This is a genomic window from Paenibacillus sp. J22P90, from assembly GCF_059692195.1.
Window position 1 is genome coordinate 131,790 of the sequence record NZ_JCAUAY010000011.1, and the last position, 14,927, is coordinate 146,716.

16 protein-coding genes are annotated in these 14,927 nt (G+C 48.6%); all 16 read right to left on the reverse strand.

Annotated elements, in window-relative coordinates:
* Position 1 precedes the first annotated feature (1 nt).
* Positions 2 to 970, reverse strand: a complete 969-nt coding sequence (locus AC58UX_RS27940) for an NADH-quinone oxidoreductase subunit C (protein ID WP_497258860.1) — start codon at positions 968 to 970, stop codon at positions 2 to 4.
* Positions 967 to 1,485 (reverse strand): NuoB/complex I 20 kDa subunit family protein, encoded by a 519-nt coding sequence (locus tag AC58UX_RS27945; RefSeq protein WP_497258862.1) that lies wholly within the window; start codon positions 1,483 to 1,485, stop codon positions 967 to 969. The genes AC58UX_RS27940 and AC58UX_RS27945 overlap by 4 nt, the downstream gene beginning before the upstream one ends.
* Complete coding sequence (locus AC58UX_RS27950) at positions 1,470 to 1,835, reverse strand: NADH-quinone oxidoreductase subunit A (RefSeq protein ID WP_497258972.1); 366 nt, start codon at positions 1,833 to 1,835, stop codon at positions 1,470 to 1,472. The genes AC58UX_RS27945 and AC58UX_RS27950 overlap by 16 nt, the downstream gene beginning before the upstream one ends.
* Before the next feature lie 500 nt (positions 1,836 to 2,335).
* The gene (locus tag AC58UX_RS27955; RefSeq protein WP_497258864.1) at positions 2,336 to 2,740 is read right to left on the reverse strand and encodes a F0F1 ATP synthase subunit epsilon; all 405 of its coding nucleotides are present in this window, start codon (positions 2,738 to 2,740) and stop codon (positions 2,336 to 2,338) included.
* A 46-nt stretch (positions 2,741 to 2,786) separates the two neighbouring features.
* Positions 2,787 to 4,184 carry a F0F1 ATP synthase subunit beta gene (atpD, locus tag AC58UX_RS27960; RefSeq protein ID WP_497258866.1) on the reverse strand — a complete coding sequence of 466 codons (1,398 nt, stop codon included), beginning with the start codon at positions 4,182 to 4,184 and terminating at the stop codon, positions 2,787 to 2,789.
* A 49-nt stretch (positions 4,185 to 4,233) separates the two neighbouring features.
* The gene (gene atpG / locus AC58UX_RS27965) at positions 4,234 to 5,091 is read right to left on the reverse strand and encodes an ATP synthase F1 subunit gamma (protein WP_497258868.1); all 858 of its coding nucleotides are present in this window, start codon (positions 5,089 to 5,091) and stop codon (positions 4,234 to 4,236) included.
* 126 nt (positions 5,092 to 5,217) lie between these two features.
* Positions 5,218 to 6,732, reverse strand: coding sequence for a F0F1 ATP synthase subunit alpha (gene atpA, locus AC58UX_RS27970; RefSeq protein ID WP_057303733.1), 1,515 nt, complete (start codon positions 6,730 to 6,732; stop codon positions 5,218 to 5,220).
* 32 nt (positions 6,733 to 6,764) lie between these two features.
* Complete coding sequence (locus tag AC58UX_RS27975) at positions 6,765 to 7,298, reverse strand: F0F1 ATP synthase subunit delta (RefSeq protein WP_497258870.1); 534 nt, start codon at positions 7,296 to 7,298, stop codon at positions 6,765 to 6,767.
* Positions 7,295 to 7,780, reverse strand: a complete 486-nt coding sequence (atpF, locus tag AC58UX_RS27980) for a F0F1 ATP synthase subunit B (protein ID WP_057313405.1) — start codon at positions 7,778 to 7,780, stop codon at positions 7,295 to 7,297. The genes AC58UX_RS27975 and atpF overlap by 4 nt, the downstream gene beginning before the upstream one ends.
* A gap of 78 nt (positions 7,781 to 7,858) precedes the next feature.
* On the reverse strand, positions 7,859 to 8,083 hold the full coding sequence (gene atpE, locus AC58UX_RS27985; RefSeq protein WP_028556930.1) for a F0F1 ATP synthase subunit C: 225 nt from the start codon (positions 8,081 to 8,083) through the stop codon (positions 7,859 to 7,861).
* 78 nt (positions 8,084 to 8,161) lie between these two features.
* Positions 8,162 to 8,860 (reverse strand): F0F1 ATP synthase subunit A, encoded by a 699-nt coding sequence (gene atpB / locus AC58UX_RS27990; RefSeq protein WP_057313433.1) that lies wholly within the window; start codon positions 8,858 to 8,860, stop codon positions 8,162 to 8,164.
* A 46-nt stretch (positions 8,861 to 8,906) separates the two neighbouring features.
* Positions 8,907 to 9,287, reverse strand: a complete 381-nt coding sequence (locus tag AC58UX_RS27995) for an ATP synthase subunit I (RefSeq protein WP_497258873.1) — start codon at positions 9,285 to 9,287, stop codon at positions 8,907 to 8,909.
* Positions 9,287 to 9,508: an AtpZ/AtpI family protein gene (locus tag AC58UX_RS28000; RefSeq protein ID WP_056611689.1), complete on the reverse strand. Its 222-nt coding sequence runs from the start codon at positions 9,506 to 9,508 to the stop codon at positions 9,287 to 9,289. Before AC58UX_RS28000 ends, AC58UX_RS27995 begins: the two co-directional genes overlap by 1 nt.
* 223 nt (positions 9,509 to 9,731) lie before the next feature.
* Positions 9,732 to 10,868 (reverse strand): non-hydrolyzing UDP-N-acetylglucosamine 2-epimerase, encoded by a 1,137-nt coding sequence (gene wecB / locus AC58UX_RS28005; RefSeq protein WP_497258876.1) that lies wholly within the window; start codon positions 10,866 to 10,868, stop codon positions 9,732 to 9,734.
* 78 nt (positions 10,869 to 10,946) lie between these two features.
* A complete protein-coding gene (gene upp, locus AC58UX_RS28010) occupies positions 10,947 to 11,576 on the reverse strand; it encodes a uracil phosphoribosyltransferase (protein ID WP_497258878.1) in 630 nt (209 codons plus the stop codon).
* A 192-nt stretch (positions 11,577 to 11,768) separates the two neighbouring features.
* Positions 11,769 to 14,918 (reverse strand): glycosyl hydrolase, encoded by a 3,150-nt coding sequence (locus AC58UX_RS28015; RefSeq protein WP_497258880.1) that lies wholly within the window; start codon positions 14,916 to 14,918, stop codon positions 11,769 to 11,771.
* Between the last annotated feature and the right edge of the window lie 9 nt (positions 14,919 to 14,927).

The following is a 14,927-nucleotide window of genomic DNA, read 5'->3' on the forward strand; positions in this document are numbered from 1 at the left end:
GCTACACCTCCGGGTCAAGCGGTTCGTAGTCTTTGCGCAGTGGATGGCCCACCCAATCATCAGGCATCATAATACGCACTAAATTCGGGTGGCCAGGGAAATCGATGCCGAGAAGGTCAAAGGCTTCGCGCTCGTTCCAGTTGGCCGTAGGCCAAACATCAGCTACCGAAGGAATGCTGGCTTGATCGCGGTCTGTTTTCACTTTCACACAATACTCATGCTTGGTTGTGAGAGAAAGCAGATGATAGGCCACTTCTAGGTGCGTTTCTTGGTCTACACCGGAGAGATTGCGCAAGTAATTGCAGCGCAGCTCCTCATGATCTCTAAGCGTCAGCGCGGCCTGCGGCCAGCGCGAGCTGTGAATGACCACGTAAGGGCGATGAGCGTCCCTTTCGTTGATGAAGGCGTCGACGACGGCGTCTTCGCCGGCCTCGGCTTTCAAGATCGCCACCAGCCGGTCCAGCAGCGGCTGGTTCGGTGAAGGCTCCTTCGGCGCGGCTGGCTCCGCCGATTCGGTCTTCGCTCCGCGTGCTGCGGCACGCGCGGCTCGGGCTTCTGCGGCGGCCTGGGCTTTGGCCGCCGGGTCTTCGTTGCCAGCGTCTGCGGACGCTGGCGTTGCTGGTGTGGCGGGCGCAGGCTCGCCCGCCTCTGTGGCCGCGCGCGCTGCGAGGCGCGCGGCTCTTGCCGCGGCGCGCTCTGCCGCCGCGTCCGTGGCTGGCGTGCTCGCGCCAGCCTCTGGTGCCGCCTCAGACGGAGGCGGCTGCACTTCCGCTTTAGCTTCTTCTTTAGCTTCCGCTTTCTCCTCAGCTTTGCTCTCTTCTTTAACCTCAGCTTTGCCCTCTTCAGTACCTTCGGCTTTGCTCTCTACGCTGCCTTCTGCAGCGCTTTCAATGCTAACTTCCTCTTTTCCATCCTCACCAACAGGAGGAGTCGGAACCGTGGTTTTCTCCGGCTTTTTCTCCTCGCTCATCGATTGATCACCTGCTTCCCAGTCTTCGCTTCATAGCGAATCTTCTCCTGAAGCTTGTTGATGCCATAGATAAGCGCAGCTGGATTTGGCGGACAACCTGGGATATACACGTCCACCGGTACGATCTGATCGACACCTTTAACAACCGAATAGGATTTCACATAGGGTCCGCCTGCCGTTGCACAGGAGCCCATCGCGATAACCCATTTCGGTTCCGGCATTTGCTCGTAAAGACGGCGCAGCAAAGGAGCCATTTTCTTCGTAACTGTCCCTGCCACAATCATGACATCTGATTGCCTAGGTGACGTACGGAACATGACTCCGAATCGGTCCAAATCATAGTGAGATGCGCCAGTACCCATCATTTCGATCGCGCAACAAGCCAATCCAAACGTCAATGGCCAAAGCGAATTACTGCGGGCCCAGGCTTTCACCTGCTCCAGCGTTGTCATGAATACATTGCGGTTTATTTCTTCCCGTTCTTCGGGAGAGATCGACTCTAAATTGAAGTCCATTGCAGCACCTTCTTCTTCCAAGCGTATATTAATCCTATGGCAAGCAAGGCTACAAAAATACACATTTCTACTAAAGCAAACAATCCAAGCTTGTCAAAAGCGACAGCCCACGGATAGAGGAACACGGTCTCCACATCAAAGATGACAAACATCAAAGCAAACAAATAATAACGAATGTTAAACCGGATTTGCCCCTCACCTACAGGCTCGTTACCACTCTCATACGTCGTGTACTTCTCATCGACGGGTTTACTCGGTCTTAACCATTTGCCAATCGTCAGCGCTGCTATGGGGAGGAAAATACCTAACCCTAGAAAAATCGCCACGATTACATAGTTATTTGTATACATCATGTGAATGTAACCGCCTCCATTTCTTTTTTGCATTCCTTACGATCTCGGTAGTTTTGGTAATAATCACCTATATTAGTATAACAAAAAGGGGTTTAGGCGTCGACATTAATTCTTTTCACTATGAGTAGCATACCACGCAGCGGGGTATACTATGCATCGGCGATCGAGCCTTTGGGCTTATTGCCTATTTTGATATGCGAAAGGACTGATTGTTTATGGCAAATGCATCAAACGCGAATCACCAACATCGAACGAATGACAGAGTTACTGAAACCGGTCGCTATCGCGATGCCGACGGGCAAAGCATTCAACTAACAGCAGGCGAAACCTTCCCTCCATGCCCAAAAACAGGGGAATCCACCATCTGGCATCACGCTTAAAAGGGATCTTTATGACGAGCTGTTCCTCTCTTCTGAGAGGGGCAGCTTTTTTCTTGCCACTTCAACGCAAAAAAAAAAGCAGAAGAACCGAAGTTCCCCCGCTTTTAAATCATCTATTTATTTCCCGGACACACCGATACGATTCAATGCTCTTTGTAAAGAAGCTTCAGCACGTTTGAAATCCACGTTATCTTGCTTGTTGTCTGCAATACGTTTCTCCGCACGCTCTTTCGCTGCTCTCGCACGATCGATATCAATTTGTTCAGGCAGCTCGGCGCTTTCCGCCAAAATAACAACCTTATCCTTGCGCACTTCCATGAAACCGCCGTTCACTGCAATAACTTGGTCCTTAGAACCTTGTTTTTTCACAGTAATCGGAGCAATTTTCAAAGGTGTGACAAGTGGAATGTGATTCGGCAGAATTCCAAGCTCACCTTGGACACCCTTTACGCTAACCATATTTACTTGTTCAGCGTACACTTTGCGTTCCGGTGTTACAATTTCCAATAGGAATGTACTCACTTGGATTCTCCTTCCTAAGCTAACTTAGCGAATATGCAAATGCAACTTACAGCGTTTTAGCTTTAGCAATCGCATCTTCAATTGTTCCCACGTTGTGGAAAGCAACTTCAGGAAGATTGTCGTGCTTACCTTCAAGAACTTCTTTGAAGCTGCGCACAGTATCCTTCATTGGTACATACAAGCCTGGGAATCCGTTGAACGGCTCAGCAACGTGAAGCGGCTGAGACAAGAACAGACGAAGACGACGCGCACGAGTAACGACCAATTTGTCCTCATCAGACAACTCATCCATACCCAAGATTGCGATGATATCCAAAAGCTCTTTGTAACGTTGAAGAATTTGTTTAACGCCTTGTGCTACTTTATAGTGCTCTTCACCAACGATTTCTGGTGTCAAAACACGGGAAGATGACGCTAGTGGATCTACCGCAGGGAAAATACCTGCAGCCGCGATGCTACGCTCCAAGTTCGTAGTTGCGTCCAAGTGAGCGAAAGCCGTTGCAGGAGCCGGATCCGTATAGTCATCGGCAGGAACGTAAATCGCTTGAATGGAAGTAACGGAACCTTTTTTCGTGGAGGTAATACGCTCTTGCAATTGACCCATTTCTGTAGCTAGGGTTGGTTGGTAACCTACCGCGGAAGGCATACGGCCTAACAAAGCGGAAACCTCGGAACCTGCTTGTGTGAAACGGAAGATGTTATCGATGAAAAGAAGAACGTCTCTTCCTTCTTCGTCACGGAAATACTCAGCCATTGTCAAACCGGACAAAGCTACGCGAAGACGCGCGCCTGGAGGCTCGTTCATTTGACCGAATACCATCGCTGTTTTTGCGATAACGCCGGAGTCTTTCATCTCGTGGTAAAGGTCATTACCTTCACGAGTACGCTCACCAACGCCTGCAAATACGGAGATACCGCCGTGCTCTTGTGCAATGTTGTGAATTAGCTCTTGCATCGTTACCGTTTTACCTACACCGGCACCACCGAAGAGACCAATTTTACCACCTTTTGCATAAGGAGCCATCAAGTCAATAACTTTAATACCTGTTTCAAGAATCTCTGATTTTGTCGACAAGTTGTCGAATGCAGGAGCTTCTTTGTGGATCGGGCTGCTAAATGTACGGTCAACCGTTTCGATACCATCGATCGGATCGCCCAATACGTTAAACACACGGCCTAGTGTTGCTGCACCTACAGGTACAGTAATCGCTGCGCCAGTATCTGTTGCTACGGCACCACGTACAAGTCCGTCTGTTGAGGACATTGCTACGCAACGTACGAGGTTGTCACCAAGGTGAACAGCCGCTTCAACCGTCATAGTGGAGGATTGTCCACCTTCGGTTCTTTCAATTTTGATTGCATTCAGAATTTCAGGGAGTTGTCCGCGTTCGAACTCAATGTCGACGACAGGCCCTGTAATATTCACAACGCGCCCTTTGCTCATGGTTTCCCTCCTAAGTAAAGCTTGTGTCTCCATCGAGACCGTTTAATCATTATGCGTTCGCGTTTGCTCCAGCGACGATTTCGGAAATTTCTTGCGTAATCGAAGCTTGGCGCGCACGGTTGTAAGCCAATGTGTAGCTGCTGATCATCTTCGTTGCATTTTTCGTTGCGGAGTTCATCGCTGTCATTCTCGCGCCAAACTCACTCGCTTTACCTTCCAGAACAGCACTGTAAATAAGCGTCTCAGCATATTTAGGGAGCAGTACTTCCAGAACGCCTTCCGGTGACGGCTCATACTCATAGCTAGCAGTTGCCGCAACCTTAACTTCCTCCATAGGAAGCAGACGAATCATGGTTGGAATTTGGGTAATCGCGTTTTGGAACTTGTTGTAAATCAAGAACAGTTGGTCATACGTACCGTTAACGAAATTAGCTACCGCTGCAGTTGCAACAGGCTTAATATCCGAGAACTTCGGCGTATCCGGAACTCCGGTAACTTCTTCAACAATCGGAATATTGCGTTTCGAGAAGAAATTGCTTCCCTTACGTCCGATGACGAAGATAGAATACTCCGCTGTTGATTTATGATTTTCACGAATTTCAGTCATTGCTTTACGCAACACGTTCGCGTTGTAACCACCAGCTAGACCACGGTCGGAAGTAATGACCAAATAGGCCGTTTTCTTCACTTCACGTGATTGCAGCATCGGGTGCTTCACGCCTTTTGTGCCAGCTGCAATGCTTGCAACCACTTCCTTCAACTTCTCGGAGTACGGACGTGCCGCTTCCGCTGATTGCTGTGCTCTACGTAAGTTCGCTGCTGCAACCATTTCCATTGCTCTGGTGATTTGCTTCGTGCTTTGTGTGGATTTAATTTGGCGCTTAATCTCGCGCATTCCTTTTGCCATACCTGCTCACCTCTCTTTTGAGGCTTAGAAAAGCCTTCATTCGAAGACCTGAATTCAGGCGTCCGCCTGCCCAGGATTCACATGGTAGCAAGAGCTTCACTAAACATGAAGCTCTGCCTTCATGATTTATTCAGAAACTGCAAAGCTCTTTTTAAATGTATTGATTGCATCAACCAATGCTTTATCGTTATCCGCAGTAATATCTTTCGTGTCACGAATGCTATGCAGAACTTCAGGACGGTTGGATTCCAAGAAAGCCAAGAATTGAGCTTCGAAACGAGTTACGTCTTGAACTGGAATATCATCCACATGACCTTTTACAACCGTGTAAAGAGAAGCAACTTGCTTTTCCAAAGACATCGGTTGGTGAACGCCTTGTTTCAAGATTTCTAGTGTACGTACCCCACGATCCAAACGAGCTTTAGTCGCTCTATCCAAATCGGATCCGAATGCGGCAAACGCAGCAAGCTCACGATATTGTGCCAAGTCAACACGAAGTGTACCGGCAACTTTTTTCATCGCTTTCGTTTGAGCGGAGCCCCCTACACGGGATACAGAGTTACCAACGTTAACCGCTGGACGCTGACCGGAGTAGAACAAGTCGGATTCCAAGAAGATTTGACCATCTGTGATGGAAATTACGTTCGTTGGAATGTATGCAGAGATATCGCCTGCTTGTGTCTCGATGAATGGAAGCGCCGTAATGGAGCCGCCACCTAGCTCATCGTTCAATTTCGCAGCACGCTCTAGCAAACGGGAGTGCAAGTAGAATACATCCCCTGGATAAGCTTCACGACCCGGTGGACGACGAAGCAAGAGGGACAACTCACGGTATGCGGCAGCTTGTTTGGACAAGTCATCGTATACGATAAGAACGTGCTCGCCTTTGTACATGAAGTACTCAGCCATAGCACAACCGGAGTATGGAGCTAACCATAGCATCGGTGAAGGCTCGGAAGCGGAAGCTGTTACTACGATTGTGTAGTCAAGCGCACCAGCAGCACGTAGAGTTTCAACAACACCTACAACTGTGGATTGTTTTTGACCGATCGCAACGTAGATACATTTCACGCCATTGCCTTTTTGGTTGATGATTGCATCGATCGCAATCGCCGTTTTACCTGTTTGACGGTCACCAATGATCAACTCACGTTGACCACGACCAACTGGTACCATCGCGTCAATCGCTTTAATACCTGTTTGCATTGGTTCATGTACGGATTTACGAGCCATAACGCCTGGAGCCATGTTCTCTACAGGGCGGAACGCTGTTGTGTTGATTGGACCTCTGCCATCGACAGGTTGACCCAAGGAGTTAACTACACGTCCTAGAAGTTCTTCACCAACTGGAACCTCCATGATACGGCCTGTGCGTTTAACTTGGTCGCCTTCACGAATATCTTTGTAAGGTCCAAGAATAACGATACCTACGTTGCTTTCCTCAAGGTTAAAAGCATAGCCTAGTACGCCGCTCGGGAACTCAAGCAGCTCGCCTGCCATAACGTTTTCCAAGCCGTGAGCACGAGCAATACCGTCACCTACTTGAATGACTGTACCTACATCAACTACTTGGATATCGGAATTATAGTTTTCGATCTGTTGTTTAATCAATGAGCTGATTTCTTCAGGTTTGATACTCAACGAACTTCACCCCTATTCTTACAGTGGTTATATTAAACTAACGCTTTGGCCAAACGATCAAGTTTGCCTGCCAAGCTTCCATCATATAGACGATCACCGATACGCACTTGAATGCCGCCGAGCAGCTTAGGCTCAACTACAGACGAAACACGGATCGTTTTACCTGTTACTTTACTGAAATGTGCAGCAATCTCAGCTTGTTGTGCATCCGAAAGTACGTATGCGGAGTAAACGGTCGCACTCGCTTGTCCAAGCGCCTCATTCGCAACCTTGGCATAATCAAGCGCCAAAGCGGAAAGAATCGACTGTCTACCTTTATCAATCAAGACAAGCAGCGTGTTCCACACCGGTTCGGAAACTTTGCCTTCGAAAATCTGCTTCAGCAGGTCCGTTTTAGCGGTATTCCCGATGTTCGGATGGTTCAGGAACTTCTGCAAGTCTGCATTATCCCTAATCGCACTAGCTACAGATTTAAGCTCATCTTCAACTTGGGAAATAATATTCTTTTCCTTCGCTACTTCGAATAAAGCTTTGGCATAACGCTTCGCTACGACGATGTCACTCATACGTTGCCTCCTACCTCTTTGAGGTAATGCTCAACAAGTTCTTCTTGTGACTTTTCGTCGATTTGTTTTTCAATAATTTTGGATGCGATCAGAACGGACATCGCGCCAACTTGGCTGCGAAGAGCGGCAACCGCTTTGTTCTTCTCATTCTCGATATCTTTCAAGGCTTCGTCTTTCAGACGTGAAGCTTCTGCACTGGCAGCATGAATAATATCATCCGCTTGCTTGGAACCTGTATGCTTCGCTTGCTCAATAATATCGTAAGCTTCCTTACGAGTTTGTTGCAGCGCTTGCTTTTGTTCCTCTAACAATTGATCAGCTTGCTTGCGGCTAGCTTCAGCTGTTTGAATTTGTTCTTTAACCAATTGTCTGCGTTTTTCCATCATGCCAAACAGAGGACCGAACGCAAATTTGGAAAGCAACAGATATAGAATCAAAAACGCAACTAGTTGTATGAAAAATGTGGACCATTCAATATGCAAGTAACGTCACTCCCTTCTGATAACGTGGGCAAAACGAAGGCGTGGTGGCGACTGTGGCCATCAACGCCAAACGGTTTCTTAAGCTTTTCCCATAAAGATGAACGCAAGTACCAATGCAACGACTGGCATAGCCTCAACTAGACCTACCCCGATAAACATTGTTGTTTGAAGCGTACCACGAAGTTCTGGTTGACGTGAAATACCTTCCAAAGCGCGACCTACGATCAAACCGTTACCAATACCTGCACCTAGTGCTCCCAAACCGAATACGATACCTGCTGCTACTAATGCTATTGCTCCCATTGATAAAATCCTCCTCTAAACTCTTAGGTTTTGTTTGTTTTATAAGTGACTCGAGACTTCCCGAGGTAAGTCTAATGCTTAGTGCTCTTCTTCGTGAATCAATGTTTGCGAGATATAAACCATGGTTAACATCGTGAATACGAAGGCTTGAATCGCACCTACGAACACACTGAAGCCCTGCCATACGAAGAGAGGCGCAACGCCAAACCAACCTGCTCCAACAATGACAGATATCATGATTTCACCTGCATAAATGTTACCGTAAAGACGGAACGCAAGCGTAAGTGGCTTGGATACAACTTCAATTAAATGAAGGATCAACATTGCCCCTTTGAACTCAAAGTAATGCGCGAAGTAATGCTTCGTGTTACGCGTTATCCCTAAGTAGTGACTTATAAAGATAACGATAATTGTTAGGGCTCCTGTAACTGCGATATCAGCTGTCGGTGATTTCCACCAGGATACGTGATCTTCCGTTACGATTGAGAAAGGAAGGCCGAGCATGTTGCCGATAAAGATATACATGATGAGCGTAAGACCAAGTGCGATAAAGCCCTTGCCATGTTTGGAACCAATCGTGCTTCCGATGATGCCTTCGACAAACTCAATCGTCCATTCCATGAAGTTTTGCATTTTCGAAGGATTCGACACGGAAAGCTTGCGGGTACCTGCAAATGCAAGAATTAATACGATAACCGTGGTTATGCTGATCATCATCAGTGCTGATGCATCGAAGTGAAAACCTAACCACTCAAACTCTGGTACGTGATGTTCCATATTTTCCATTTTCACCCCTTTCATCCGTTGAAGTTACATCGTGGAATTACTTCTTCGGCTTCCTAATAGAAAGAATACCCAATACGAGTGTTACCAATTGAGCAAAAAAGTATCCAACAATCGTCGTAGTTAATGCGACATGTTCGGGGTACCTGACGGCAACCAAACCGACAAACCCAGCGACTGCTGCCCTCGTTAGAAACCCAAGGGTTACCTTGCGCCCTTTTTGCTCTATCGCAGCTGCTGCCAGCTTGTTAATCTTCCAGGCAAGAAACCTTGCATTGACCATACTCGCACAAGCTCCGAGCATTATGCCTGCAACGTAAATCCGGTAATCGACAAGAAGCGCCCATGCAGCCAAACAAAAGGATAAAAAGAAAAGAAATACATTTTGAACCGTTTTCAGAGTGGCTGAAAAGTCGTCCATCATAGCCCTCCGTACCGCTTAATCATGAAGTAAATGCTCATGATGCCGGTTACAAGCCCAAGTAAAAATCCGACTAACAACCAGATCTGTCCACCTAATGCCCCACTTAACCAATCACCGAAGAAATACCCGGCTGCCAAACATACGACAAGGTCTATGCCAATTGCACTAGTTAACGCCACTGCCCGCCAAGGATTATCATTGGAATTTGGCCGTTTCATTGCACCCTCCTGGGTGTTTTCCACATGGGAAAACGCGTCTCGCAGCTTACTTGCTACGAATCCTCATTCATTGTATCGAAGCCATGCTAACTTTGTCAATTGACGGAACTTCATTTGTCACATCCTACAAAACTCCTTAGAGCCTTGCGGCTCTAGGGTTTGCGCTTTTTCAAACCGAACAGTCCAACTGTACGCTGTAGCGTTTGTCATGATTTTGTCACGGTTAGAAAGCTTCTGGGCGTTCCGTAGTCCTGCCGAAGTGATGGAGAATCGCTTGAACGATACGTTCTGACGCTTTACCGTCTCCGTAAGGGTTCGCAGCTTGGCTCATTTTATTGTACAATTCTGGGTCTGTCAGCAGCGCGCGAGCACGCGTATAGACCACTTCTTCGTCTGTTCCAACTAACTCTAACGTTCCTGCCTGAATGCCTTCTGGACGCTCAGTTGTATCTCGAAGAACAAGAACCGGTACACCGAAGGACGGGGCTTCTTCTTGCAGACCACCTGAGTCCGTTAGAATCATGTGCGCGTGCGGGTAGAAATTGTGGAACTCGAACACATCGAAAGGCTCAACCAGCTTAATGCGTGGGTGATTACCAAGAATCTCATGTGCAGGCTCTTTGACGGCTGGGCTCAAATGCACCGGATATACAATAGCGATGTCCTCAAACTCGTCAGCAATACGTTTCACTGCACGGAAGATTTGGCGATGCGGTTCACCTTGTGATTCACGACGATGCGCTGTCATCAAGATTAATTTGCGACCAGCCGCCCACTCCAATACAGGATGATTGAATTCCTGTTGCACTGTATATTTGAAAACATCCGTAACCGTATTCCCCGTCACATAAATTTGTGACTCTGATTTATTCTCTTTACGCAGGTTATCTGCCGACTGCTGTGTTGGCGCAAAGTGAAGATCAGCGATCACGCCCGTTAATTGACGGTTCATTTCCTCTGGATAAGGGGACAATTTGTTCCACGTCCGAAGACCCGCTTCTACGTGACCCACTTGGATCTGCTGCATGAATGCGGCATAGCTAGCCAAGAAAGTCGTCAGTGTATCCCCATGGACAAGAATCAGATCAGGCTTCGCTTCTTGGAACACAGGCTCCAAGCCTTGCAGGACGCGCATGGTGATCTCATTCAATGTTTGGCGATCCTTCATTACGTTAAGGTCAAAGTTCGGTGTAATTTTAAAAATATCAAGCACTTGGTCCAACATCTGGCGATGCTGTGCAGTTACGCAAACCAGAGACTCAATCTGCTCAGGGTGCTTCTCCAGCTCGAGAATGAGCGGAGCCATTTTGATAGCTTCTGGTCTTGTTCCGAAGATCGTAATCACTTTAAGACGTTTCATCGGTTTCTTCTCCCCTTAAGTTCCTTCAAGTTTTCTTTCAAGAAAACTGACTTCGTAAGCGTTACTTTTGTTCAAAAATTAATCCGTGCCGTATAGTCGATCCCCAGCATCCCCGAGACCTGGCACAATGTAGCCATGATCGTTCAAATGATCATCAACCGCTGCGACGTAGATATCGACGTCAGGATGTTCTTTTTGCACGGAAGCTACGCCCTCTGGTGCAGCAATAAGACACATAAGTTTAATACGCGTACAGCCTCTGCGTTTCAATACATCAATCGCTGCATTGGCAGACCCACCAGTTGCGAGCATCGGATCAATAACGAGTAAATCCCGCTCCAACACATCGGTAGGCAGCTTCACATAATACTCAACAGGTTGAAGCGTATCCGGATCGCGATAGAGACCAACATGTCCTACTTTTGCAGCTGGCATCAGCTTTAACACGCCGTCAACCATACCTAAGCCTGCACGCAAAATCGGAATCAGCCCTAACATTCTGCCCGAAATCACATGGCAATCTGCTGTTGTAACCGGGGTTTTTACTTTCACTTGTTGAAGTGGAAGATCTCTTGTAATTTCATATACCATTAATGTAGCAACTTCATCGACAAGCGCTCTGAAATCCTTCGTTGTCGTGTTCTCATCCCGAATATATGTAAGCTTATGCTGGATAAGCGGATGATCGCAAATATGTACTGTTCCCATATGTACCTCCTAGAATATAAGCTTGTCGGTCAGGCAAACCTCGTTCATTATATCATATGTTATCCAACTTATCTTCTGTAGAACCCAACAAGTTGGACTGTTTTGTAAAGGGGGTAAATTCGCAGCAAAAAACCCTCACTGAAGACGCATTCTCCATCTGAGAAAGGGTCTCTAGCAAGGGTTTATTCAAGGTTAGCCAGCGTCCACGAGAATAAGCTGCAGCCCAGTCAGCCCGCAACTGACAAAGCAATAGCGATCGGTCCAAATCTTGTCGGCGCCAGCGTCGACCCAGCCGATTTTGTCGGTAAAGCTAGTGGGGCCGACGAAGGTTACTTCACCTTTTAGATGATGATGAGGCCCGAATGTATTGCGTCCGCTTGTCAGCAGTTCAATTTGAAGCAGCAACGATCCTTCTATTACTTCATCTGTAAGGTCTAGCTGATAGGCTCCCCAAAGTATGCTATGGGTGGACCCGCCATTTACGGTAATGTTCAAAGCTGGACAGCGCACAGCGTCCCACTGGAGGACGAGCCTGCTGCCCTCATCTCGAATACGTTGCAGAGCTTGCTCGGATAAGGTGATGGTTTTGCTTGCGCGGATACGTCCCGCATAAAACACCAACCCTTGCGTCGTAACATCCATCACATTGAGCTGCTTCGGCAGTGTGGTTAAGGTAAATGGCCCCTCTGTCCACAGTGCTTCACGCTCAGCTGGCTCCCAGCCGCCATGTGGCTTCACAGCGAAAGGCCCCAACACATAGATGCTTTCGATTTCAACATCGAAGGTAAGCTTATTGCGAATCGGAGCCAAATTGGCGCCGGCCACGCCGAAGAACTGATAGACATCTTCGTTACAGTAAAAGGACCCCGACATGCGGATATGATTCTGACCCTCCCGCACATAGTCACCAATGCCCAGCGTCGGGAAGCTGCGGTCACCACCAAACCAACCATTTGCATCCTCGGCTCGGACACTCTGTCCATTGACCTCCAGCTCCCAGTGCTCAGGACGTTCTACGGCTAACTTCCACCGCGCACGATCGGTATGCCGCATAAGCTCAACATCCGTCTCGAAAGTGAACGCCAGCTCAACTTGTACAGGACGTTTCATAGAGATACAAATCTCTTGAATGTTCAGCACATAGGTCGGTGCTGACCACTCGCCGCCGTCCAAACGATAGGCCGCATAGTCCAATGTCAGGGCATTGGGCGCCGATAGCTCATAATCCCATGGAGCCTCCATGTCTACTTCCACAGTTGAGAATGTCTTCTCAACAGGTACAGAGGGGATCGGTTCATTCACAGCCTCGCTGTCCCTAACGGTGAAGAGCTTCGAATCGCCTGGGGCCAGCTTCAGGCTTGCCGACAGCGTGCGAATATCAGCTTCCGCTTTTACACCATTCTCAAGGTCCAGCTCTATCCACGCTCGCCGATCCGACGCAGGAATCTTCAGCTCGATCACATCGGTATTACCTGTATTTACGGCATACAGCAGTGTCGCACCCGGTATACGCCGTTCCTGCACATACAGCTTGCGCAGTGCTTCCGGTGACGTACCGTCCACCGGTGTCCAATCCTTGCGCACCTGAATCTGCTCGCACAGTTCTCCGTATGTCGGCACGCGTACTACACGATCGCTCAAGAACCAAGATACCAGCTCGTCGCTCCGTTCACCTTCCAAATAACGTGGCGCCTCGCCCACCAGGATGACCTTCCCCCCGGCCTCTGTAAACAGCTTTAGCAAGGTAAATGTCGCAGATTCCAGTGTAAGCACATCACTTACAATCACCGTGTCGTAATGCTGCTCTCCGATCTGTAGCAGTCCATCCGAGATGCCGCCGTACTTACGGATTAACGCCTCATCCCCATAATCAAAATCGCGCTGAAGCGCCAATACCTGATCGGCCAGCTCATCCATGCGATCTTGCATATGTCCCAGAGCGGACTTATCCTTGCCATCCTGCAGCAACCAAGCCGAGCGAATCGGGTGCAGCACGAGAATCCCCGGCACAGCCTTACCCAGCGTCAAGAGATAAGTAAGCCTAGCAAAGTAATCATTAAACTTGCTATAGACATCCCACCACGGCTGCTGAATATAGAGTGATGGCGGGTAATCCCGCTTCCGAACCCCGCGAATCGAGTACGATTGCAGATGCGGACACAAACGGTTCACGCCTAGGACAAACTGCCATTCAGCGATCCGCTTCATCTCGCGAAAGCTCAAGTTCCAGCCACAGCAACCGAACGTTTCGGTGATCACAAATGGTTTGCCTAACTGCCGCGCTACCGAGGCAGCCTGCTTGGGCAGCAGCAGACTGCGCGGCGTCCGCCCCAGCATATCAATGCCCGGCATATGCATCCGCTCGTACAGCGGCATCACACCAGCCGTATACTGCATCTGATCCATCAGGGTGTCCTCGCCCATGAAATGTCCTGTCAGCTGCCAGCCGTGCGCTTCACACCAATCTGCCACAAGACGAACTGATGTTTGAAATTGCTCACTTACTAGATTCCAGAATCGATAGCGCGCCCGATAGGCGGCCTCCAATCTATCTGAATCTCTTTCATCTACCTCGGCCAACAGCCATCCTACTGCATTCGCCAATGACTCTCCGTAGTGTTCAAGATAGGCATCAACCAATTGGACCGACCAAGGAATGCCTGAGAACTTAAACTCATCTGTAAAAATGCCTGGCATACCGCCCTCACCGAAGCGCTCCCCCAAACGCTGAAAATATACCTCATGGCATGCCTGAAGAAAAGCTTCCATCGCTTGTACAGAAAGAATATCAATATAGTAAGGATTCACACGGCACATCACGGCCATGCCTTCATCCCAAGCCTCACCATCATCTGCTTCTTGCAACCGCCATTGATGCTCATGGTCGCGGCGTACAAGCAGGTACATAAAGTCCGGATCCTGACGAAGGACTTCAATCTCTTGCAATCCATAGACCCGAATACCCTCCAGCGACTTCTGCTGATACGCCTGCCCCATTGCCGGAACAACGCCATTCGCAGTTCCACTAGGCCAGCCATTCTCATCGTAGCACCAAGCTTCAAGCCCTTGGGCTTTCGCCTCTTCCACGGACACTTCAACCGCGTCCAGAAACGCTTCTCCCATGTAAGGGGTCAGGAGCCCTTGCCGTGTATGCATGAAGAAGCCGCCTAACCCTGCTCGTTTCATTTCGCCAATTTGCCTGCGCAGCTCTTCCGGTTCCAGCTTGTCGTTCCAAGACCAAAACGGTGCGCTTCTATATAAGGCAGGCGGACTGTGAAACACAGATGCATCAAATGAACGTTGATCTTCTTTGCGATTGCCTGCTTCCTTCTTCAATAGCAAAGCAACTCT